At 55.5% G+C, this 22544-nt stretch carries 21 protein-coding genes and 1 tRNA gene; 11 read left to right on the top strand and 11 right to left on the bottom strand.

Annotated elements, in window-relative coordinates; all coding sequences use genetic code 11:
* Nucleotides 1-2: 2 nt before the first annotated feature.
* From urtB to ASD8599_RS09635, 3 genes are all read right to left on the bottom strand, one after another.
* Entirely contained in the window at nt 3-1928 is a 1926-nt protein-coding gene (gene urtB, locus ASD8599_RS09645; RefSeq protein ID WP_108828333.1) for an urea ABC transporter permease subunit UrtB, read from the bottom strand.
* A 66-nt stretch (nt 1929-1994) separates the two neighbouring features.
* A complete protein-coding gene (gene urtA / locus ASD8599_RS09640) occupies nt 1995-3245 on the bottom strand; it encodes an urea ABC transporter substrate-binding protein (RefSeq protein WP_245926149.1) in 1251 nt (416 codons plus the stop codon).
* Nucleotides 3246-3778: 533 nt separating this feature from the next.
* Nucleotides 3779-4456, bottom strand: a complete 678-nt coding sequence (locus ASD8599_RS09635) for an ArsR/SmtB family transcription factor (protein WP_108828332.1) — start codon at nt 4454-4456, stop codon at nt 3779-3781.
* A 72-nt stretch (nt 4457-4528) separates the two neighbouring features.
* Between ASD8599_RS09635 and ASD8599_RS09630 the strand changes: the two genes are divergently transcribed.
* The 4 genes from ASD8599_RS09630 to ASD8599_RS09615 all read left to right on the top strand — a co-directional run bounded on the left by ASD8599_RS09630 (nt 4529) and on the right by ASD8599_RS09615 (nt 7369).
* Complete coding sequence (locus tag ASD8599_RS09630) at nt 4529-4864, top strand: NIPSNAP family protein (protein WP_108828331.1); 336 nt, start codon at nt 4529-4531, stop codon at nt 4862-4864.
* Nucleotides 4861-5205: an antibiotic biosynthesis monooxygenase family protein gene (locus ASD8599_RS09625; RefSeq protein ID WP_108828330.1), complete on the top strand. Its 345-nt coding sequence runs from the start codon at nt 4861-4863 to the stop codon at nt 5203-5205. Before ASD8599_RS09630 ends, ASD8599_RS09625 begins: the two co-directional genes overlap by 4 nt.
* A 64-nt stretch (nt 5206-5269) precedes the next feature.
* Nucleotides 5270-6442, top strand: a complete 1173-nt coding sequence (locus ASD8599_RS09620; RefSeq protein WP_108828329.1) for a pyridoxal phosphate-dependent aminotransferase — start codon at nt 5270-5272, stop codon at nt 6440-6442.
* A gap of 93 nt (nt 6443-6535) precedes the next feature.
* Nucleotides 6536-7369, top strand: a complete 834-nt coding sequence (locus ASD8599_RS09615; protein WP_181364452.1) for a TPM domain-containing protein — start codon at nt 6536-6538, stop codon at nt 7367-7369.
* A gap of 57 nt (nt 7370-7426) precedes the next feature.
* Here the strand turns inward: ASD8599_RS09615 and ASD8599_RS09610 are convergent, their stop codons facing one another.
* On the bottom strand, nt 7427-8029 hold the full coding sequence (locus ASD8599_RS09610; RefSeq protein ID WP_108828327.1) for an outer membrane protein: 603 nt from the start codon (nt 8027-8029) through the stop codon (nt 7427-7429).
* A gap of 463 nt (nt 8030-8492) precedes the next feature.
* On the opposite strand from ASD8599_RS09610, the gene ASD8599_RS09600 reads away from it, so the two are divergent.
* Nucleotides 8493-10031, top strand: coding sequence for a trimethylamine methyltransferase family protein (locus ASD8599_RS09600; protein WP_108828325.1), 1539 nt, complete (start codon nt 8493-8495; stop codon nt 10029-10031).
* Nucleotides 10032-10181: 150 nt separating this feature from the next.
* Here the strand turns inward: ASD8599_RS09600 and ASD8599_RS09595 are convergent, their stop codons facing one another.
* Nucleotides 10182-10415: an EF-hand domain-containing protein gene (locus tag ASD8599_RS09595; protein ID WP_108828324.1), complete on the bottom strand. Its 234-nt coding sequence runs from the start codon at nt 10413-10415 to the stop codon at nt 10182-10184.
* Nucleotides 10416-10651: 236 nt separating this feature from the next.
* Here ASD8599_RS09595 and ASD8599_RS09590 point away from each other — a divergent pair, with 236 nt between their 5' ends.
* Nucleotides 10652-11116, top strand: coding sequence for an RNA polymerase sigma factor (locus tag ASD8599_RS09590; protein ID WP_108828323.1), 465 nt, complete (start codon nt 10652-10654; stop codon nt 11114-11116).
* Between the two features lie 77 nt (nt 11117-11193).
* Nucleotides 11194-11850, top strand: a complete 657-nt coding sequence (locus tag ASD8599_RS09585) for an FkbM family methyltransferase (RefSeq protein ID WP_108828322.1) — start codon at nt 11194-11196, stop codon at nt 11848-11850.
* 14 nt (nt 11851-11864) lie between these two features.
* On the opposite strand, the gene ASD8599_RS09580 is transcribed toward ASD8599_RS09585, so the two are convergent.
* The 6 genes from ASD8599_RS09580 to pdxH form a co-directional block, all read right to left on the bottom strand.
* Complete coding sequence (locus tag ASD8599_RS09580) at nt 11865-12338, bottom strand: hypothetical protein (protein ID WP_108828321.1); 474 nt, start codon at nt 12336-12338, stop codon at nt 11865-11867.
* Between the two features lie 415 nt (nt 12339-12753).
* Nucleotides 12754-16434 carry a vitamin B12-dependent ribonucleotide reductase gene (locus ASD8599_RS09575; RefSeq protein ID WP_108828320.1) on the bottom strand — a complete coding sequence of 1227 codons (3681 nt, stop codon included), beginning with the start codon at nt 16432-16434 and terminating at the stop codon, nt 12754-12756.
* A 712-nt stretch (nt 16435-17146) separates the two neighbouring features.
* A tRNA-Pro gene (locus tag ASD8599_RS09570) sits at nt 17147-17223 on the bottom strand.
* Between the two features lie 149 nt (nt 17224-17372).
* Complete coding sequence (locus tag ASD8599_RS09565) at nt 17373-17849, bottom strand: DUF192 domain-containing protein (protein WP_422664763.1); 477 nt, start codon at nt 17847-17849, stop codon at nt 17373-17375.
* Nucleotides 17849-18400 (bottom strand): cold-shock protein, encoded by a 552-nt coding sequence (locus ASD8599_RS09560; RefSeq protein WP_181364451.1) that lies wholly within the window; start codon nt 18398-18400, stop codon nt 17849-17851. The genes ASD8599_RS09565 and ASD8599_RS09560 overlap by 1 nt, the downstream gene beginning before the upstream one ends.
* 114 nt (nt 18401-18514) lie before the next feature.
* Nucleotides 18515-19120, bottom strand: coding sequence for a pyridoxamine 5'-phosphate oxidase (pdxH, locus tag ASD8599_RS09555; RefSeq protein WP_108828318.1), 606 nt, complete (start codon nt 19118-19120; stop codon nt 18515-18517).
* A gap of 166 nt (nt 19121-19286) precedes the next feature.
* Here pdxH and fabI point away from each other — a divergent pair, with 166 nt between their 5' ends.
* The 4 genes from fabI (at nt 19287) to ASD8599_RS09535 (ending at nt 22477) form a co-directional block, all read left to right on the top strand.
* Nucleotides 19287-20093: an enoyl-ACP reductase FabI gene (fabI, locus tag ASD8599_RS09550; protein ID WP_108828317.1), complete on the top strand. Its 807-nt coding sequence runs from the start codon at nt 19287-19289 to the stop codon at nt 20091-20093.
* 6 nt (nt 20094-20099) lie between these two features.
* Entirely contained in the window at nt 20100-20702 is a 603-nt protein-coding gene (locus tag ASD8599_RS09545; protein WP_108828316.1) for a LysE family translocator, read from the top strand.
* A 1-nt stretch (nt 20703) separates the two neighbouring features.
* Nucleotides 20704-21234 carry a xanthine phosphoribosyltransferase gene (gene gpt, locus ASD8599_RS09540; RefSeq protein WP_108828315.1) on the top strand — a complete coding sequence of 177 codons (531 nt, stop codon included), beginning with the start codon at nt 20704-20706 and terminating at the stop codon, nt 21232-21234.
* A 67-nt stretch (nt 21235-21301) separates the two neighbouring features.
* A complete protein-coding gene (locus ASD8599_RS09535; RefSeq protein ID WP_108828314.1) occupies nt 21302-22477 on the top strand; it encodes an aminotransferase in 1176 nt (391 codons plus the stop codon).
* The last annotated feature ends 67 nt before the right edge of the window (nt 22478-22544 follow it).

Genomic DNA, 22544 nt, shown 5'->3' with positions numbered 1-22544 from the left:
CTTCAGTCTCCTGCCGCGCGGCCCTTGAGGGCGACGATGCCTTTAGGGCGAAATTGGATAAACAGAATGACAAACAGGATCATGAAGGTTTGTGCAGCCAGGGTGTTGGACGGGTTCAACCATTCAATCCCCTTTTGGCCAAAGCCAATCATCGCAGCCCCCGCCAAGGTCCCCCAGACGTTGCCCACCCCGCCCACAACAACAGTCATAAAGCTTTGCACAATATAGTCGGACCCCATTTCAGAGGTGACTTTGGCATAAAGCCCAATGGCCACCCCCGCGATCCCCGCGATGCCAGAGCCAAGCCCGAAAGTCATCATATTGATGCGGTTCGGGTTGATCCCCATCGACGAGGCCATGCCGGGATTTTGGGTGACGGCGCGGACCTCAAGCCCCAAGCGCGTGCGTTTGAGGATATAGATAATCAGCGCCAGAAAGATCAGCGCCATTGCAAAAATTGCAATGCGGATAAAACTGATCTGGATCACATCATTGACGATCCATGCACCGGCCAGCCAATCAGGGGATGTCAGGGGCCGTGCTTGGGTGCCAAAGACGTTCTTGGCGATCTGTTGCAGCGCAATGGAAATCCCGAAGGTTGCAAGAAGCGTTTCAAGTGGGCGATGATACAAACGCCTGATCACCAGACGTTCCATCACCACACCCGCCGCAAAAGTCACCGCAAAAGCCAAAGGCAGCGCGACAATGATCGACACGGTGTAGTTGGGGATGAACAGCTGTACGACGTAGCCGGTGTAGGCGCCCATCATGATGAATTCGCCATGTGCCATGTTGATCACGCCCATCACCCCAAAGGTGATGGCAAGGCCAATGGCCGCAAGAAAGAAGATCGACGCCAGCGACAAGGCATCAAGTGTCAGATCAACGGTTTGTGCGGCGGCCACACGGGTTTCAACCGATGCAAGGGCCTTTTCGGCGGCCTGCGTAATGTCGCGGTTGGGTTCGTCGTAAAGCGCAAAGAAAACATGCGTAGAAAGTGTCGCATCACGCAGATTTTCAGTGACCAGTTCAGGCACTGTGCCGTCAGCGGCCAACGCAGCATAGGCAGCAATACGTACGTCAGGATCGTCCATGCGCGCCAACGGCAGCCCGCCGATACGTCCCGCAACGATATTGGCTTCCAAGGCACCCCGAATATCCGCAGCGGTTTGGCGCGCCGGGGCAAGACCCGCATCAACCAAGGCTGCATAGAATGCGTCTGGTTCAGCCATCGGGTCAAGGATTGTGGCGATATTCCCGTCTGGTTCGCTCAACGCGGCACCAGATGACGTGGACAGAATTTGGTTGAGAACGGCGCGGGCTTCGACTGATGTGTCCGTGGCAAGCCCGTCTATTGCTGCGATCCGGTCCGTCGGGGTTTTCGCAAACCGTGCCGACAGAAGGGCCGCCAGTTGGATCTTGCGGGTTTTTAGGGCCGCGTCCGTTTCACCGTCGATCGACGCCATCAATGGCGCCAGTTGCGCAGCTTCGGGGCGGCGTGCGATGGACGCCACGGCAGTTTCTCGGCGGGCCAAATCAGGGTCGGACAGTTGGAATTGCACAAGTGCTGTGCCAATCACGCGGCGTACACCACCGTTGGGCTTAAGACGCGTAAAACCCGCGGCGGGTGCCGTGCTTTGTTCTTTGGTATCGATGTCGGTCAACGTCAGGTCTTTGCCGGCTTTACTGGCAATGAAGAACACTCCATCACTGCGTTGCCAGATATTTTTATCTGCCCATTGTTCCAAAAATTCAGTGACTTGCGGCAATCCGGATGCCACCAGATCATCCAAAGCAACCCCGACAGAATTACGCGATGGGCTGGCGATTTCCTCTGCGTGGGTTTGCAAAATCGTTTGTAAGGTCTGGCTGGATGCGGCCAGCGTGCCGCCGAGCATCATCATCAAAGCAAGGAGGATATGGCGCATAGTGATCTTTCGGTATTGAGCAAAAAACAGGCGCACGACGTCTCCATCGTGCGCCTGAAATGTGACTTAGTAGTTTGAAGTCAGCTGAACGCAGGTCTTGGTTTCGGTGTTGTACATACCGCAGCCCAAGTCCTTCCAATCAGACGTCAATACGGCAGAGTCTGGCAGGAAATCAGTCCATGCATCGCCCGGAACTTCGGTTGTTTGGGAAATGATATCGAACTGGCCGTCTGCGGTAATTTCACCGATCAACACCGGCTTGGCCAAGTGGTGGTTTGGCAGCATCACCGCCGTACCACCGGTCAGGTTCGGGAATTCTTGCCCGTACATCGCCGCGCGAACCGCGTCTACATCCGTGGTGCCTGCCGCTTCGACCGCAGCGACCCACATATTAAAGCCGATGTAATGGGCTTCCATGGGGTCGTTTGTAACACGATCTTCGCCCGCAAAACCCTTCCAGCTGTCTATGAAGGCTGTGTTTGCGTCCGATTCAGCGGACATAAAGTAGTTCCAGGCCGCCAAGTGTCCGACAAGGTTTGTTGTATCGAGGCCCGACAGCTCTTCTTCGCCCACCGAAAACGCGACGACCGGAATATCATCAGCAGAAATTCCCGCAGCTGCCAGTTCTTTGTAAAATCCGATGTTGGCGTCACCGTTGATTGTTGAAATCACACCAACCTGTTTGCCGTCTTCACCCAAGGCCACAACATCCGCGACAATTGTCGCCCAGTCGGAATGGCCGAACGGCGTGTAATTGACGAAGATGTCTTCTGCGGCAATACCGTTGTCTGTGAGATATTGTTCAAGAATGTTGTTGGTCGTACGCGGGTAAACATAATCCGTGCCCAACAGTGCGAATTTCTCGACGCCAAGCTCTTCAAGGAAGTAATCCACCGCAGGAATGGCTTGCTGGTTTGGCGCAGCACCCGTGTAGAACACGTTACGAGAGCTTTCTTCGCCCTCGTACTGAACGGGGTAAAACAACAGGCCGTTCAGCTCTTCAATGACCGGCAAAACCGACTTGCGGGAAACAGATGTCCAGTTGCCAAAGATCACATCAGTTTCATGCACCGTCAGCAATTCACGGGCTTTCTCGGCAAACAGGGGCCAGTCAGACGCCGGATCAACAACCACCGCTTCAATCTGACATCCCAATACGCCACCGGCGGCATTTTGCTGTTCGATCAGCATCAGCATGGTGTCTTTCAAAGTTGTCTCGGAAATAGCCATCGTGCCAGAAAGCGAGTGAAGAACGCCCACCTTGATAGGGTCGGCACAATCCGCGAAGGCCACGGTGCCCGAAGCGGCCAGTGCCAGCGCGGAAAAAGATGTGAGAAGTGTGTTACGAATAGTCAATGGAAAGACCCTCTAGAGTTGGCCGCGCACGCCATCAGCCTGCTAGGCAAGGCCTTGTCAGTTTGATATGCGGATAACGCAGCTCTTTTGTTGCAGCCATGCGAGGGTCGTTATCTGCCAGGATTGCACCTTCGCGTGGCATTGAAGCGCCCTTAAGCGGACAACCAAATCTTTGAACGTGGTGCGTAAGAGGTGAAGCGCTATCAAGTCTTCCATGGGCATTGCTGGCCACAGTGCTGAAAATTGCGTCTTTTCTGATGCGAGCGCTTAAAAAAGAAGCGCCATTGGCATACTGCAGTGCAGCAACGCTATGGAATGGTCTTCGTACAAAGGGTAGAATCCGCTTGGACCTGCTGTAGCGCCACGGCCAATACACAACCGACCATCAATGAAGGCATTGGCCGTTACCGCTTCAGTTGCCTCTCATGCAACTCAGTATGGTTCAAATTTGACCGAAGGTTTTTGATTGGTGGCCGCTATGACCCGCATAGTCCCTAGCCAAACAATCCCTCAAACGCCGCCTCGCCCGTCTTCTTAAACGCTACGATCCGTGTTTTCTGGTCACGTGTCGCCCAGCCCAGTTCTTCCATACGCGCCAGCATGGCACGGCCCAAACTGCCCGCCAGATGCGTGCGCCGTTCGCTCCAGTCCAGACACGCTTTGCACAGGGGCGCCTTTTGCCGGTTTAGGTACGCCACATCGATCCCGAACTCAGTCGCAAAAACCGTGCCCGTATCCGTCAAAGCGACATCGCCCTCGCCTTCGATCAACAACCGATGCGCGATCATGTGATCAAACATTCGGGTGCCCATTTCGCCTGCCAAATGGCTGTAACACACACGCGCCTTGCGCAAGGCCGCGTCTTTTGGGCCAGTTCGGGTGCGCAAATGCCCTGAATTGGCCGCCAACCCCATCAAACCTTCTAAAACCCCAGCCACATCGTCGGACGCCAGTGCGAAATATTTGTGCCGTCCCTGTTTGTCAGCTTTCAGCAACCCGCCTGCATCCAGTTTTGCCAAATGCGCACTGGCTGTTTGGGGCGTCACGCCAGCCTCACCCGCCAGTTCAGTGGCGGTCAGTGCCTTGCCCGACATCAGAGCTGTCAGGATGTTGGCGCGGGCGGGATCACCGATGAGGGCGGCAATAGATGCTATATCTGGACCTTCTTTCATACTTCGACCGTAACCGAAGCATCATCGACAGGCAATCCTTTAGACAGGCCCCAGCAAATGAAGGAGACACCCATGCTGACCTGCATCATAAAATACCACATCGACCCCACCAAAAAAGCGGACTTTGTGCAGTATGCCCGGAACTGGGGCCAAGCCATCCCACGCTGTGGCGCCGATCTGGTGGGGTACTATGCGCCACATGAAGGGTCATCAACATTGGCCTATGGCATCTACAACATTCCCGATCTTGCCAGCTATGAGGCCTACCGCGCCCGGCTTGCCGCAGATCCATTGGGACGCGAGAACTATGAATTCGCGCAATCAAAACGCTTTATCTTGCGCGAAGATCGCACGTTTCTCAAACTGGCGTCAGCGCCACATTCAGTGCCATTGGGAGAAACAAAATGATTGCCGTAATTTTCGAAGTCGAACCCGCTGACGGCAAAATGGAGCCCTATCTGGAGATGGCAGCCAAGATGCGCCCGTTGCTGGATCAGGTCGACGGCTTCATTTCGGTGGAACGGTTTCAAAGCCTGTCCAACCCCGACAAATTGTTGTCGCTGTCGTTTTTCCGCGACGAAGCGGCCGTGATTGCATGGCGCAGTTTGCACGCGCATCGGGGGGCGCAATCGGTGGGGCGTGATGGTCTGTTTGCAGGGTACCGTTTGCGGGTGGCACATGTCATGCGTGATTACGGGCTGCATGACCGCGCACAGGCCCCAACAGACAGCGTGGCTTTGCACGGCTGAGATATTGACAATGGCGCTCGGCTCGGGCGACGTGGCGCGACCGCACCTAAGAGGGAGTCGCACCATGGAACTGAGCCAACGCATTTCGACCATTCTAGGCACAGGGTCCGACGGATGGGACGTGTTTTATCGCGCCCGTCAGATGATCAAGGACGGCACCCCCGTGACGGAACTGACCATCGGTGAACACGACATTCGCACAGCGGCCCCTATCTTGCGCGACATGCATGCCTCTGCGCTGGGCGGGCATACGGGTTATGCGATGGTGCCAGGCACGACGGCCCTGCGCGAAACAATCGCCGCGCGCGTGCAAGAGCGAACAGGCGTGCCGACCACAGCCGCCAACGTCATGGTCACACCGGGTGGGCAATCAGCATTGTTTGCCGCACACACCTGTCTGTGTGACCCCGGCGATGTGGCGCTGTACCTTGATCCTTTTTATGCCACCTACCCCGGCACCATTCGCGGCGCCTCTGCAATCCCGCGTGCAATCCAGACCCGTGCAGAAGACGCCTTTCAACCGCGTGCCGCCGACATTGCCGCGCAAGCCAAAGGTGCCAAGACCCTTCTGATCAACAGCCCCAACAACCCCACCGGCACCGTCTATTCCCGCAGCACATTGGACGGCATCGCAAAGGTGTGTCTTGATCATGACCTGTGGCTGATTTCGGACGAAGTCTACGACACGCAAATCTGGGAAGGCACCCATATCAGCCCCCGCGCCCTGCCCGGCATGGCCGAGCGCACTTTGGTCGTGGGCTCCATGTCCAAGTCCCACGCTATGACCGGATCGCGGTGCGGATGGATCGTGGCCCCCGAACATGTGATCGAGGCCACGATCAACCTGTCGACCCACACAACCTATGGCGTGCCGGGTTTCATTCAGGACGCTGCAGTATTTGCGATGGATCAAGGCCCTGCTTTTGAAGAAGAAATCGCAGCCCCCTTCCGCCGCAGACGTGCCTTGGCCAAACAGGTTCTGGCAGAGCAAAACACAGTGGGTCTGGTGCCTGCCCAAGGGGCAATGTACCTGATGCTGGACGTACGGGCCACCGGCCTGTCGGGGGAAGGTTTTGCAAACGCCTTGCTGGATGCCCACCACATCGCTGTCATGCCGGGGGAAAGCTTTGGCGCTGCTGCCGCGGGTCATGTGCGTGTGGCCATGACCATCGAGGACACGCAATTCTCGGACGCTTTGCGTACCCTTTGCGCGTTTGCCCAAAGTCTCGAAACGTAAAATCTAGGCCAAAGAAAAGGGTCTGGAAAACACGACCTGACGGACAAGGGTCCTTGCGGTAAACTGCCTGCATCTACTGAAGGGGAGTTTACCGTGATCCGCTACATTTTTGCAGTCTTGCTGTGCCTTTGCCCATTGGCTGGCACTGCACAGACCTTTTATCCCGACTATGCATCGACAACCGTCAACGATTTTGCCGGATTGCTGACGGCTGAACAACGAACGCAGCTGGATAGATCACTGTCAAAGCTGCGCGATGAAACCGGTGTGGAAATGACCGTTGTGACCCTGACGCGGCAAGCCACTTACAATCCGGACGTCACGATGGAGGCCTTCGCCACAGGGTTGTTCAATCATTGGGGTGTCGGCGACGCAACCCGCAACGACGGGATCATGGTGCTGGTGCTGTATCAGGACAGGGCCATGCGCATCGAACTGGGCAAGGGATATTCAGGGGCTTGGGATGGTGTCGCCAAAACCGTCATTGATCGCAGCTTTTTACCCAAATTCCGCGACAACTATTATGCTACAGGCATCTTGGAGGGGGTTCAGGATACGATCGATACAATCGCTGTGCCGCACAGCGCCGGTGAAGACGCGCCAAAAGGGAAAGGCGCACCTTGGTGGCTGGCCGTGCTTGCGGTGCCTTTCATTTGGCTTTTTGGCGGCAACTGGATCAAGGATCGCGCGATGCGTCTGCGCAGTTGTCCGCAATGCGGCCAGACAGGTGGGCTTCGCGCCACACGCCGCGTTCTGCAACGGGCCACAACCAGCGCAAGCGGATCGGGTGAACGCACCAAATACTGCACCAATTGCGACTACCGGATGGTCAGCGCCTATTCAATTTCCAGAATTTCGAAATCCTCCAGCGGATCCAGCTTTGGGGGTGGTAGTTCGGGGGGTGGCGGCGCATCAGGGCGGTGGTGACACGCCCATATGCCAAGACCGCTGGCGCAATACAGCGCCAGCGGTCTTGGAATTTGTTTAGAAACGAAGCGACGCGCGTACCGTCACAGCCGTGGCATCCGCGTCCACACCACTGCCCGAAATATCATCAAAGCGATGTTCCAAAACTTCGCCCCCTACGACAAATCGGTCATTGATCTGATAGGCAACACCAAGGCCCAGAAACTCTCCGGTTTCATTCCCCAAAGACGTATCGACCCGCGCCGCACCGGCTGTGGCATAAATCAAGGTACGTCCCAGATCGTAGCCCGCTTTCAATTTTAGACGCATCACATTGTCGACGGTGGCCGCCCCGCCAAGATCAATATCGCCAAAGTCATAATCGAATTCACCACCGACCACGAATTGGCCAAAGTCGTAGTTGTAGCCGCCGTGAAAACCAAAGGTCACATCGTCACCGTCCGCGGCACCTGTGCCGTCCACGTCCAGATTGCCCAATTGCAAACCGCCGTAAAAACCACCCCAGTCGCCGCCCAATGACACCGGAGGCGGTGGGGGTGGCGGGGAAGCGATCACCGGTTCGGGTGCGACTGTTTCCGTGGGGCTGCCCGCCAAAGCCGGCAGCGCGACAAGACTGGTGCCCAACCCTGCCAAGGCGGTGATCATTATCGTGCATTTCATAGTGTTTCTCCTGTTACTTGCCGCAATATTTGCAGAAACGGTCCTTTCTGCAGGTGCCGCTTTGCATGGGACAACACATGGTCGTTTTTCAGGTGCACGCCAGCCTTGACCATCCAAACACGTGCCGCTCGGCAAGCCTGTGCCAGAATGCAAAATCCCGCCGACATTTTCCCGCCTGTTGTGTGTTTTTCCGCCGAAGAAACCGCATTGCGGGACGCGATCGAAAAAACACATGCACGTCGTAAATGGACAAGACGTCGCAGGTAGACCACGGGCACACTTGCGACATACGCGATGATCCACGCGTGATGTTTGGGAGGACGTCTGTGCAGCGAAGCCGGTGCAAAATCGCACTTGTTGTACGCACCATCGGTGCGGAACGCGGCCGTGCGGCGCGGGGGCGACCTGTGCAGGGCTAACCGCCAAGCTCTTTCTCTGACGTACCAAATGGATATTCCACAAAATGAACGCACAAAATCCGTCTCGCAGCGGCGGTCGCGCCGCACGCCGCGCCGCCCGCGCAGCACCGTTGGCAGACAGCCTCCGCCCCATTCGCCCCGGCATGGAGGGTGGCCGGTACAATCCACTGTCCGATGCAGACGTGCAACGCATCCACCACGCCGCATTGGATGCACTTGAGCGCATCGGGTTGGCAGACGCGCCACCTTCCGGGATCGATTACCTAACGGGAGCCGGAGCAATTCTGGGCGATGACGGTCGCATCCGCTTTCCACGCGCCTTGGTCGAAGACACCTTGGCACGCGCCAACCGGTCGGTGACCTACTTCAGCCGTGACGGGAAAACCGATCTGGAACTGTCCGGATCAAACGTGCATTACGGCACCGCTGGCGCCGCCGTGCACATGGTCGATGTTGCAGGCAACGCGTACCGCGAATCCACTGTGCAAGACCTGCACGACGCGGCAAAAATCGTTGATGTTTTGGACAACGTACACTTTTGCCAGCGACCGATGGTGTGCCGCGACATCACAGACAATATGGAAATGGACTACAACACCATTTTTGCGGCCTGTTCCGGCACCATGAAACACATCGGCACGTCCTTTACGGAACCCGATTTTGTCGCCCCTGCCGTAGAGATGCTGTACATGATCGCGGGCGGCGAAGACAAATTCCGCGAACGCCCTTTTGTGTCCAATTCCAACTGTTTTGTTGTGCCTCCGATGAAGTTCGCCACCGAAAGTTGCGAAGTTATGGAACGCTGCATTGAAGCGGGATTGCCTGTGCTGTTGTTGTCGGCCGGCATGCAAGGCGCCACTGCCCCGTCCACCATCGCAGGCGCGATTGTGCAAGCCACTGCCGAATGTCTGGCGGGGCTGGTCTATGTCAACGCCGTCAAACCGGGCGCGCCTTGTGTCTTTGGCACCTGGCCTTTCGGTTTGGATCTGCGCACAGGTGCGATGTCCATTGGGTCGGGCGAACAAGCCCTTTTGACAGCTGGTTGCGGGCAAATGCACCGGTTCTATGACCTGCCCGGAGGGGCCGCAGGCGGGGCGTCGGATTCGAAAATGCCCGACATGCAAGCCGGTTGGGAACAGATGTGTTCTAGCGTTCTGGCGGGACTTTCGGGTGTGAATATGGTGTATGAAGCTGCAGGCATGCACGCATCATTACTTGGATTTTGCCACGAATCCCTGATCTTGAGCGACGATCTTCTAGGACAGGCCATGCGCTGCGTGCGTGGCATCGAAGTGAACGACGAAACCCTCGCCGTGGACGAAATTGCACAAGTTTGTATGGGCGGCCCCGGTCATTATCTAGGCACCGATCAAACGCTGTCGCGGATGCAAACCGAAAGCGTCTATCCGACGTTCGGGGATCGTACATCGCCAAAGGAATGGGCAGAAAAGGGCAAGCCCGATCTGATCGCCAAAGCCACGGCACGCAAAGAAGACATTCTGGGTGCCCCGTCACAGGCACAGTTTGATCCTGCGCTGGAAGCTGCGTTAAGGGCGAAATTCAACATTCACCTCAAGCCCTAACCCACTGAAACAACAAAGCAACGCGACCCGATGAGTTTGGGGAACCATCGGGTCGCGCGCCCCCACCAACCGGTGCCATCTGGGCGATGTCAGATCTGGCACTTCCACGTGGGCACGCGAAAGTGCAAAGATGGCACCAGTGTTCTTGGGTTAGCCTGCCGGCATAAGACCCGCGTCTTGGGCGGCAGACACTTCTTCTGCATCCAGAGCGCCATCAGCGTTCAAATCCATCGCTGTGAAGCTGTCGGCTGTCACGTCTGGATAGACGGCCTGCACTTCGTCGATGGTCAGCACGCCGTCGCCATTTGCATCAGCGCTTTGGGCCAAGGCAGGGGATGCGAAGGCCGCAAAGATGGCCAGTGTACCGATGTGAAACTTTGTCATGTGATAACTCCCTTTCAGGATTTTGTGGTTAAGGACCGTCATCGGCCCTCACACTGATTGATGCGCAATTCGCCCTTTCCGTCCCTGCCCCCAGTCCCCGCGCACAGAACCGCCGAATTGAGACCGCGCCATGCGCGACGCCTTGCCCAAAAAATGCGCAAACCTGCCATCGGCAAATTTCCCCCATATGGTGTATTTGCGAGGATTTGAAACAGTGCCCGCAGGAGGCACTATTCATGCAAAACACATCTCTGGAAGACCTGATGCCCTTATTGCAAAGGCGTGCACGGCGTTTGACCCCATCACCCGCCGACGCCGAAGATCTGATGCAAGACGCGTTGCTGCGGATATTGCAGCGGCTCAAAAAGGGGCATTCCATCGACAAATTGGGGCCCTACGCGATGCGCACGCTTCACAATCAAGCCCGCATGAAATGGCGTGGTCCGCCGCCACCCGAAGAACTGGAAGACGATGCGGTTGCAGTTGATCCGGTGGCATTGACCCGTTTGGAATGTGCCGATGCTTTGCAGGCGATCGATGCACTGCCTGCCGATCAGGCCGCGTTGATGCGACTGATCTGCAGCGGAGAGACATCCCCTGCCACTTTGGCGCATCAGTTGGATGTGCCTGTCGGCACTGTGATGTCGCGCCTTGCCCGTGCCCGCGCACGCCTGCGTGACACCTTGGGCACCGCTGAATAACGCACAATGCACACGCCAGCGCTTGAACCGCAGGCCATGGACCGCTAACCAAGGTCAAGTTTTGAAGGAAATGTTTCATGGCCTCACTCAAACGCTGGCTCGACCGCCGTCGCAATCCTTGGAAAGGCGTGTTTCATGATGCCTACAAGGCTTGGAAGCGCGACAAAGGCCAAGCCCGTCTGGAACGATATGATTTGTCCGCGGGCGCTGTCGTGTTTGACTTTGGCGGATATGTGGGCGCGTGGACCGAAGATGTTTTGCGGTCACAACCCGAAGCAGTCGTTCATGTTTTTGAACCCCATCCGGGATTTGCAAAGTCATTGCATGACAAGTTTGCAAATCATAACAATGTTCACGTGCACAGCTTTGCTTTGGGTGCAGAAGACGGCCACCTGACGCTTTCGGATGCAGGCGATGCGTCTTCTGCTGTGGCCGATCACGCCACTGCATTTGAAGCCGAAATTCGCAGCCTTGACCGATTCTTTGCTGACAACGACATTCCAGACATCGCATTGGCGAAGATGAACATCGAAGGTGGAGAATACGATCTGCTTCCCGCGCTGATCGATAGCGGGATCATGGCGCGTATTGGGACACTTCAGGTTCAGTTCCATCTGTTTGAACCCCGTTTCAGCCCTGTGCGTGACGAAATTCGCAAAGGTTTGGCCGTCACCCACAGTTGCGATTGGGAGTACCCGTTTGTTTGGGAACAGTGGTCCGTCAAAACCGGCTGAACTGTACATGCCTGTTAACGCAAGGTTTTGGCCGCTGAAATGACAGGTTGCGTGCCGAATACTGTAATATTTCCGACCGCGTCGATCATAGTCCAACGCGATACCATGATTTGATAAGCACGGGTTTCCCAGCCTGACACATCACGCGAAAACTTTGGCCGAAACGCACCTTCGATGCGCAGTGGTAAACGTAGGCTGTCCACATCAACCGATTGTCCAAGCCCCTGCCCCTGTGCCCACCGCCGCGCATGCGCAACCATCGCGGACAGATGCGTTTCCAAAGGCGCCACTTGTTTGGCGCGGCGTCCCGCAAACACAACATCAATCGACCGATCCTGCAGAAAACCGCGTACCACCAAATCCTGTCGCGCATTACGCTGCATTTGCGGCACCAGCTCCACATCGATGGGTGACACAGTATTCTTGAACAACCCAGCATCTTCGTAAGCCGGAATATGATGCATGGACGGTTTACGGCGTTGTGGCATAGGCGCTCTGATTGCTGTGATCCATGCCGTTTACAGCCTGAGCCTTAAGGATCAGTTAGAGCGTTGGCTTTTAGCCGCTGAAAATAAAGATGGGGACAACCAACCCCAGAAACAGCCATCAATGCACAACACAAGAAAAAAGGGAGGACCGAGGCCCCCCCATTAGTTTCGCCGTCTAAGCTCACTTTGTTAACCGCTCGGAATTTTTTTGCCTGCGGCCTAGACGTCGTCAGGGGCGAGCGCACCCGCCCCGTGTACCAGAGACCCAAAAGAAGGCCCCCGTATAAGGTGGGAAGGACTATAGTCGCGCCCCACCCTGTTACTGCGGAAACTCAAAGAATTTCCTAATTCGTCGAGGGGCGGTCATTTTCATGGAGCCACCCCCCTACACATCTCCGCATCGGAGAGGTGAATTTTAGCTGCAGCCCGAAGTGCCGCCGCATGTGTTGCACTTCATGCAGGTGCCGTTGCGCACCAACGTGTAGTTGCCACATTCGCCACAAGCTTCGCCTTCATAGCCTTGCATTTTGGCTTTGACCCGTGCGTCCATTTTGACTGAGCCGGAACTGACGGTTCCTGAACTGACAGCCGTTGCCCCACCACCCGAAACGACGGCGGCTGTGGCGATTTCCGGCACCAGAGTTTCCAATGCACCCACAGGATCGCTCATGCCAGCCTCGGCCATGCCTCCTTGCAGAACCACAAGGTCTTGCGGCAAACGTTTGCGCAGATACCCGGTCGAGCTGATTTGTTTCAACACTTCCAAAGACTTGCTGGCCGCTGTTTCCGAAATCTCGGAGACGTTGCTGACGCCCTCTTCTTCGCCGCGCCCAAGGCTGTCAAATGACGCGCCTTCGGGTTGGACATGCGCCAAATCGGTGCGGTCCAGATAGGACACGGCCAATTCGCGGAAGATGTAATCAAGGATTGAGGTCGCATTCTTGATGCTGTCGTTGCCTTGGACCATGCCAGCTGGCTCAAACTTGGTGAAAGTGAAGGCGTCGACAAATTCCTCCAAAGGCACACCGTATTGCAGACCCACGGACACAGCGATAGCAAAGTTGTTCATCATAGCCCGGAAGCCTGCACCTTCCTTGTGCATGTCGATGAAGATTTCGCCCAGATTGCCGTCTTGGTATTCACCTGTGCGCAGGTACACTTTGTGCCCGCCCACGATGGCTTTTTGGGTGTAGCCTTTGCGGCGCTCTGGCATCTTTTCGCGGTGCGACTTGACGATTTCCTTGATGATCACCTTTTCGACGATCTTTTCGGCCAGAACTGTGGCCTTTTCGTGCATGGAACCGCTTTCCAGTGTTTCCTGCGCGTCGTCGTCGTCTTCGACCAAAGCTGCCGCCAAAGGCTGGGACAGTTTGGAACCATCGCGATACAAAGCGTTCGCTTTGACACCCAACGACCATGACAGCTCATAGGCTTTCTGGCAGTCTTCGATCGTTGCATCGTTTGGCATGTTGATCGTTTTGGAAATCGCACCCGAGATGAACGATTGTGCCGCCGCCATCATGTGGATGTGGCTGTTCACGGACAAGTAACGCTTGCCGGTTTTGCCGCACGGGTTGGCGCAGTCAAAGATGCTGTAGTGCTGTTCTTTCAGATGCGGCGCCCCTTCTACGGTCATTGTGCCACAAACGTGGTTGTTGGCGGCCTCAATGTCGCCCTTGGAAAAGCCCAGGGATTTCAGCAGATCGAAGGTTGGGTCGTTCAGCTTTTCCGTTGGAATGCCGAGCACTTGCGTGCAGAACTCTTCGCCCAAGGTCCATTGGTTGAAGACAAAGCGGATGTCGAAAGCTGATTCCAGCGCCGCGTCCACTTTGGCCAGCTCATTTGGTCCAAACCCATGCCCCATTAAGGACGTGTGGTTGATGCCCGGCGCGTTGCCAATGCTGCCGTGGCCCACTGCATGCGACACGATTTCTTCAATCTGCGCCGACCCGTAGCCCAATTTTTCCAAAGCGGCAGGCACGGATTGGTTGATGATTTTGAAGTAACCGCCACCAGCCAACTTCTTGAATTTTACCAGCGCAAAGTCAGGCTCGATCCCTGTCGTGTCGCAATCCATCACCAGACCGATGGTGCCTGTTGGTGCGATCACAGAAGTTTGCGCGTTGCGGTAGCCGTTCTTTTCGCCCAAAGACAGCGCTTCGTCCCACGTGGACATTGCCAGATCAATCAGACGTGCATCCGGGCAGTTGGCGTGGTCCAATGGGACTGGTTTCACGGCCAGTGCTTCATAGCCTTCTTTCGCGCCATAAGACGCATTGCGGTGATTGCGCATGACCCGCAGCATGTGGTCGGCATTCTTTTTGTAACCCGGGAACGGGCCAAGCTCGCCTGCCATTTCAGCAGATGTCGCATATGCAACGCCTGTCATGATCGCGGTCAACGCGCCACACAAGGCACGGCCTTCGTCGCTGTCATAGGAATAGCCCATGTTCATCAGCAGACCGCCGATGTTCGCATAGCCCAGACCCAGCGTGCGGAAGTCATACGACCGCTGCGCTATCGCTTTGGATGGGAATTGCGCCATCATCACCGAAATTTCCAGCGTCACAGTCCATAGACGCGAGGCGTGCATGTAGTCTTCGACTTGGAACTGGCCGTCTTTCAGGAAGGTCAGCAAGTTCATCGACGCAAGGTTACAGGCCGTGTCGTCCAGAAACATGTATTCGGAACATGGGTTTGATCCGCGGATTTCACCGTCTTCAGGGCATGTGTGCCATTCGTTCACGGTGTCGTGGTATTGGATGCCCGGATCGGCGCAGGCCCATGCGGCGTGTCCGACTTGTTCCCACAGATCGCGCGCCTTGATGACCTTGTGGACTTTACCGTTAGTACGGTTGACCAGTTCCCAGTCTGCGTCTTTTTCAACAGCTGTCAGAAAGGCGTTTGTGACGCGGATCGAGTTGTTGGAGTTTTGGCCGGAAACAGAGTTATAGGCTTCCGAATCCCAGTCAGTATCATACGTCGGGAATTCGATGGATGTGTGGCCTTGCTTTGCATAATCCAACACACGTTTGACGTATGTCTCTGGAATTGCGACCTTTTTGGCAGCGCGCACGGCGTCTTTCAGCTGTGGGTTTACCTTTGGATCGTAGGCGTCGGCCTCGGCGCCGTCCCATGCTTTGATCGCGTCAAAGATCAGGTTCAGCTTCTGCTCGTGCATTTTGGAGCCAGCAACGATGGACGCCACTTTCTGCTCTTCCAGCACTTTCCAGTTGATGAAGTCCTCGATATCCGGGTGATCCGCATCGACGATCACCATTTTCGCGGCGCGGCGTGTGGTGCCGCCGGATTTGATGGCCCCTGCGGCACGGTCACCGATTTTCAGGAAGCCCATCAGGCCCGAAGACTTGCCGCCGCCTGAAAGGTTTTCGCCCGCTGCACGCAAAGACGAGAAGTTCGTGCCTGTGCCAGAGCCGTATTTGAACAGACGCGCTTCGCGCACCCAAAGGTCCATGATGCCGCCGTCGTTGACCAGATCGTCGGACACGGACTGGATGAAGCAGGCGTGGGGCTGTGGGTGTTCGTAGGATGACTTGGACGCGGTCAATTTGCCGGTCTTGTAATCGACATAGTGGTGGCCTTGGGCCGGACCGTCGATGCCATAGGCCCAGTGCAAGCCTGTGTTGAACCACTGCGGGCTGTTCGGCGCGGCGCGCTGCGAGGCAAGCATGTGGCGCATCTCGTCGTAGTAGGCCTGTGCGTCGGCTTCGGTGGTGAAATAGCCACCTTTCCAGCCCCAATACGCCCACGCACCTGCGAGACGGTCGAACACTTGCTTGGAAGATGTTTCGCCTGTGAACTCGACATCGTCGCCATCTGGAACGGAGCGCCACAGGAATTCAGGAACGTCTTTTTCTTTCACTTTCTTCAAGCGGCTTGGAACGCCTGCTTTGCGGAAATATTTTTGCGCGATGACATCTGACGCGACCTGACTCCATTTGGCGGGCACTTCGACGTTATCAAGATGAAAGACGATTGTGCCGTCCGGGTTGCGGATTTCCGACACTGTGGACACGAATTCCAAAGACGCATATGCGTCCTGCCCGGCTGTCGTGAATGTTCTTTCAATCTTCATAGCGCTGCCTCATCACAAGCGTTTCAATTTTCTTGGCAGCCCCGGCGTTGCGGGCCCCCCACCTCAGTCGTTTGGGCGCAAAAATCGATGCTGCACGCAACGTATGTTACGCTGCACAGCCAGTTCCATTTGGAAAACTGAAGCTTTTTGCCGTCCCTACCGTTCCAACGTCCTGCTTAGTGTTAGTCACTAAATCTAGTGGTGCGTTGGTTGGTTTGCACAACTTGACGTATCTGCACCCATCCGGTCAACGCTCTTTTTACACTTTTTTAACAACAAACACCCTTGACCAAAGAAGATGAAACAGGGGGTCACGTGGGTGCCCGATTCACTTCGTTAACGTTAATAAATGTTAAGGATTTTTACCCCCAGTATCGGGTCACAGTTTTGTGAATGTTTGGGCCAGTTTAGCCCTGATTTGTGAACCATCCGATGAAGTTATCCACAGGTTAACGACCATGACTGTGGACGGAATTTGCTAAATCAATATTTTGTAGACCTTACGATGCAGGCCCTAAATATGGTGACCAAGATGCAACCAATTGCAATGAATCCCACGGCCTACACCCCACCGATCAAAGGAATCACTGCAGCCGCTGGCGTAAGAAACACAAGATGTTGAGATTTGAACGACCAAAACGACAACAGGCGCTACATGTAGATGTAGCGCCTGTTTGCGTCGCAGTCCCATGGGTGTCGGACTGGTTATATATGGTCGGGGCGAGAGGATTCGAACCTCCGACCCCCTGTACCCAAAACAGGTGCGCTACCAGGCTGCGCCACGCCCCGAACCATGTGCGTCTCTTTAGACCGCGTGTTCTGATTTGAAAAGCCCTTAAAGTACATCAAAGGCACCCCAATTCGATTTTATCTCACTTGTGCGCTGTGCCATTCAATTGGAACGATGAAAGCCCCTGCGCCATGGCAGCACAACCCGCCTAACAGGGCCAGGCGGCCAGAGATTTCACAAAAGAGGGATGCCGCATTTCAGATCCAACCGTAATGCCAAGCTGCTTGGCCAAACCGCCGTTGATCTCAAGAACGGCGACAAGCCCGTCGCCGCCGTGGATCGGGGTCAGGTCATGGGGAATCGCATTCGAGTGGACGTGCTTCACGACGCCAAACGGATCAACAAAAACCATATCCAAAGGAATAAGTGTGTTGCGCATCCAAAATGACAGCGATTTTGGACGGTCGTAGACAAACAACATGCCTTTGGACAAAGGCATATCTTCCACAAACATCAAACCGCGACTTTGAGTTTCAAAAGTGTCGGCCACATCGACGCTGAATCGCGCCTGCCCCCAATCGCCTCGAAGATACACGGTATCAGCACGACATTCTGCATACCCTGCCCCGCCTGTAGATAGAAAAACAACAGTCAGAGCCAAAGCAGACAGAATATACCGCACAATCAGGTGTCCTTGTGTAATGCAACTTCCCAGGCGTGAACTTCAGCGGCCATTTTACCACGTTTGCCGTCTATGACGCGCATTGCAAGGGCCTCGCCGGGTTGCAAATCAGAAAGCCCTGATCTGCGCAGCACTTCAACATGCAGGAAAACATCTTCTTCACGCGCAAAGATATTGGCGAATCCAAAGCCCTTACCTTTGTCGAACCATTTGACCCTGCCCGGTTCCAGCGGCGCATCGGCCACTGCATCGGCGTCCAGCTCTGCGATGTCAGACAGGTTTGCTGTGCCGTCCCCTTCAGGGGGTTCAATACTGATAACTTCGACGGCTTGCACGCCGCGGTCGGTATTTTGGACATCTACAGTTATGCGCGCCCCGTCAGCGACAGAGCTTTGGCCAAAATTGCGCAGCACATTCACATGTAACAGGATATCGGGCCCACCTTGGTCCGCGACGACAAATCCAAAACCCTTTACCGGGTCAAACCATTTAACAAGGCCTGCAATCTGGTCCGTGGTATTTTCTTCGTTGGACACAGTATTTCTTTCATTCATTTGCCAATAATGTGGCACAGTCTCTAACGCATAGTCTTGCGCGATTTTTGATCAAACATTCAAGCTGAAAAAAACCATACAAAACAATAAGCTGCAATTCACGATACGTGAAATTCAGGGATTTAGGCGATCTATCGCCCATGGAAGGTCGGTATTTTCACGGCGCCAGACAAACCGGTCATGCAACCTGTGATCGCCGTCGGCCCAGAATTCAATCTCAAGTGGCGTAATGCGGTAACCGCCCCAAAAGGGTGGGCGCTTGGGATTGGTGCCATGCGTGGCCGTGACTTTGGCAACTTTGGCTACCAACGCGGTGCGGCTGCTCAGCGGTTTGCTTTGATCCGAAGCCCAAGCCCCCAAGCGGCTTTTAAGGGACCGCGAGGCGTAATACGCATCGGCTGATGGCCCGTCTTCCTTTTCAACCAAACCGCGCACACGAATTTGGCGGCGCAGTGACTTCCAGTGCATCACAAATGCTGCTTTGCCCGCGCTGTCCAATTCCTGTGCTTTGGCAGATGTATAGTTGGTGTAAAACACAAACGCCCCGGCTTCGATGTCTTTCAGCAATACCATGCGCGCATTTGGCAACCCGGAGGCGTCTACAGTGCTTAACGCTATTGCATTCGGGTCGTTCAGTTCGCTGTCTTGGGCTTCTGCCAACCACTTTTGTGCAATCACAAAAGGGTCGTCGCCTGCAAATTTGCCTTTACGCTCTGTCATAGCCGCTCCTGTTTGACCGATGTGCCGTTATTTCAAGCCCCAGTGTACTACAAGCATGACCTGACGGTAGCCTAAAGCTATTAGGAAACTTGATGCTCTTATCGCATTACCGTATTGGTCAAAACGACGCATCCGGGAACAATCGGTAATAAAAGTGGGGACAGGCATGCAAAACACTATCATGGCGGGAAAACGCGGGCTGATCATGGGATTGGCCAATGACAAATCAATCGCGTGGGGCATCGCCAAAGCCTGTTCCGACGCGGGTGCCGAATTGGCATTCTCGTATCAGGGTGACGCGTTGAAAAAACGTGTTGATCCGTTGGCGGCACAGCTTGGCAGCGACATCGTTCTGCCCTGTGACGTTGGTTCTGAAACATCCATGGATGCGCTTTTTGACAGCTTGGAAGACCATTGGGACCACTTGGACTTTATCGTTCATGCCATTGGTTTCTCGGACAAAAACGAATTGCGTGGCCGCTATGTTGACACCAGTCGCGACAATTTCGCGATGACGATGGACATTTCTGTGTTCTCTTTCACAGCGATCATGCAGCGCGCCGAAAAGATGATGTCGGAAGGCGGGTCTGCCCTGACGCTGACATACTACGGCGCTGAACAAGTCATGCCGCATTACAATGTCATGGGCGTGGCCAAGGCGGCGCTTGAAGCGTCGGTCAAATATCTTGCTGAAGATCTGGGCAAAGACGGCATCCGGGTGAATGCCATTTCAGCTGGTCCGATCAAAACGCTGGCGGCGTCCGGTATCGGCGATTTTCGTTATATCATGAAGTGGAACGAATATAATTCGCCACTCCGCCGCAATGTCACTATCGAAGACGTCGGCAAGTCTGCGCTGTATCTGTTGTCCGATCTGGCCTCTGGCACCACAGGAGAGAACCTGCACGTCGATGCGGGATACCATGTCGTCGGTATGAAAGCCGTCGACGCGCCGGACATCAGCAAAGGGTAGTCGCGCGTGACTTGGGACGCCCTTCTTGCCTTTAACACGATTCTGATCGTGGCCTTGGCCAGTCCGGGTGCCGCGATGCTGTTTGCTATGAAAACCGCTGTAACCTCTGGCAGACGCGCCGGTATTTTTACGGGTTTGGGCCTTGGATGTGCGGCGACATGCTGGACAGGGGCCGCGTTTTTGGGCCTGGAGGCTGTGTTCACCTTGTTCCCATGGGCCTACACCGCTTTGAAAATCGGTGGTGCGCTTTACCTTTTGTATCTCGCTGTAACCATTTGGCGCAGCGCCCATGACACACTGGGCCAAGCCCCCAAGGGACATGGGCGCGCATTTCTGGACGGCCTTTTGGTCAACTTTGGCAACCCCAAGTCGATGCTGTTTGCGGCAGCCGTCATTGTGGTGATCTTTCCAAAGGATCTAACGTCGACGGACATCGCATTTGTGATGCTGAACCATTTGACGCTGGAAGTGATTTTTTACGCGGGCTTTGCGGTACTTTTGTCCAGCCCGCCTGCCCGCGCAGGCTATCTGCGTCTGAAACCTCTCTTTGACCGCATCGCGTCCCTGTTGCTGGGCGGCTTCGGTCTGAAATTGCTGCTAGGAAAATAGTATGACCGCCAAAGATCCAAACCGCCTGCCCCACGAAAAAGGGTTCCACATCAGCTGGGACCAGATGCACCGCGACAGCCGCGCCCTTGCGTGGCGGTTGGACGGACGCGGGCCAGACGACGGCGCATGGCGTGCCATCGTGGCCATCACGCGCGGCGGCATGGCACCTGCCATGATCATTGCACGCGAACTGGACGTGCGCACCGTCGATACGATTTCGGTCAAATCCTACCATTCAGGCGGCGGCAAAGCCGATCAAAGGTCCGAGGCCAAAGTCTTGAAATCCCCGGACAAAGAACTCATGGGAGACGGTACTGGCATCCTGATTATCGATGATCTGGTGGACAGTGGTAAAACTCTGGAACTGGTGCGGGAACTCTACCCTAACGCCCATTTCGCAACGGTCTATGCCAAACCCAAAGGGGAGCCGATGGTGGACACATTCATCACGGGCGTATCGCAAGATACATGGATTTTCTTTCCTTGGGACATGGCGCTGCAATACGTCGAACCTTACCGCGGCACGGACTGACATTCAGGTCGCCTTTAACGGACCTGCCTTGCCACAGGCATCCAACCTCTGACCACAAAGGCCAAGCATGGGCATCTCGCGCACTTCCTCCACCTTCTCGCCCCCTGTCATGGACGCACGACGCTGGCTGGACGGCGTCACCCATCCTGACGATCGCCCATTGATCAATGTCAGCCAAGCAGCCCCTGTCGATCCGCCCGTTCCACAGATGCGCGAAGCCATGGCACATGCAGCCCTCAATGACGATAACGTGCATTTGTATGGTCCGGTGCTGGGCACGCAATCATTGCGCACGGCCTTGGCGGACAATGCGTCAAAACACTACGACACCCGGATCACAGCAGATAATGTGGCAATCACCTCGGGGTGCAATCAGGCCTTTGCAGCGGTGCTTGCGGCGCTGTGCACGGAAGGGGATGAAGTTCTTGTTCCAACGCCTTGGTATTTCAACCATAAAATGTGGATGGACATGTCGGGTGTTGGGGCTGTACCGATCCCGTGCGAAGACAATATGCAACCCACTGTCGCCGCGGCAGAGGCACGGATCACACCGCGCACACGTGCCATCGCACTTGTCACCCCCAACAATCCAACAGGTGTGGAATACCCTGCGGACTTGGTTCTTGCCTTCTTTAAGCTGGCGCAAAAACACGGGCTGGCGTTGATTGTCGATGAAACCTACCGTGATTTTCACCCAAGCCCGGCTGCCCCACACGCGCTGTTCCAGCAGCCCGACTGGGGGCAGACGTTTATTCACCTTTATTCTTTTTCCAAATCCTATCGCCTGACAGGCCACCGTGTCGGGGCCATCATCGCGTCGCCTGACCGCTTGCAGGAGATTGAAAAGTTTCTGGACACGGTCACCATCTGCCCCAACCAAATCGCGCAGCACGCAGCCCTTTGGGGATTAAACAACCTTGATGCATGGCTGGGCGAACAGCGCCTTGAAATTCTGGCACGGGCAACGGCAATCCGCGAAGGGTTCGACGTTCTGGCCGCCAAAGGCTGGAGGCTGCGCAGTGCCGGGGCCTATTTTGCCTATATGCAGCATCCATTTGCCTTATCATCGGCCGAATTGGCCCCGTTGCTGGTGAAAGATGCGGGCATTTTATGCCTGCCCGGCACCATGTTTGTGCCTGACGGCGATCCAACGGGCGCCACGCATTTACGCATTGCTTTTGCCAATCTCGATGTGGCTGGCATCGCGACGCTTTATGAAAGACTTAGCGCTGTGGCATTGTGACCTGATCGCCCTTGCCACCTTGGGACTTGGCCCATAGAACGATTCCCAAGACATACAAAAAAGGCGA

It is taken from the genome of Ascidiaceihabitans donghaensis (assembly GCF_900302465.1).
Taxonomy (GTDB): domain Bacteria; phylum Pseudomonadota; class Alphaproteobacteria; order Rhodobacterales; family Rhodobacteraceae; genus Ascidiaceihabitans; species Ascidiaceihabitans donghaensis.
This window is presented reverse-complemented; position numbering and strand designations above follow the sequence as displayed.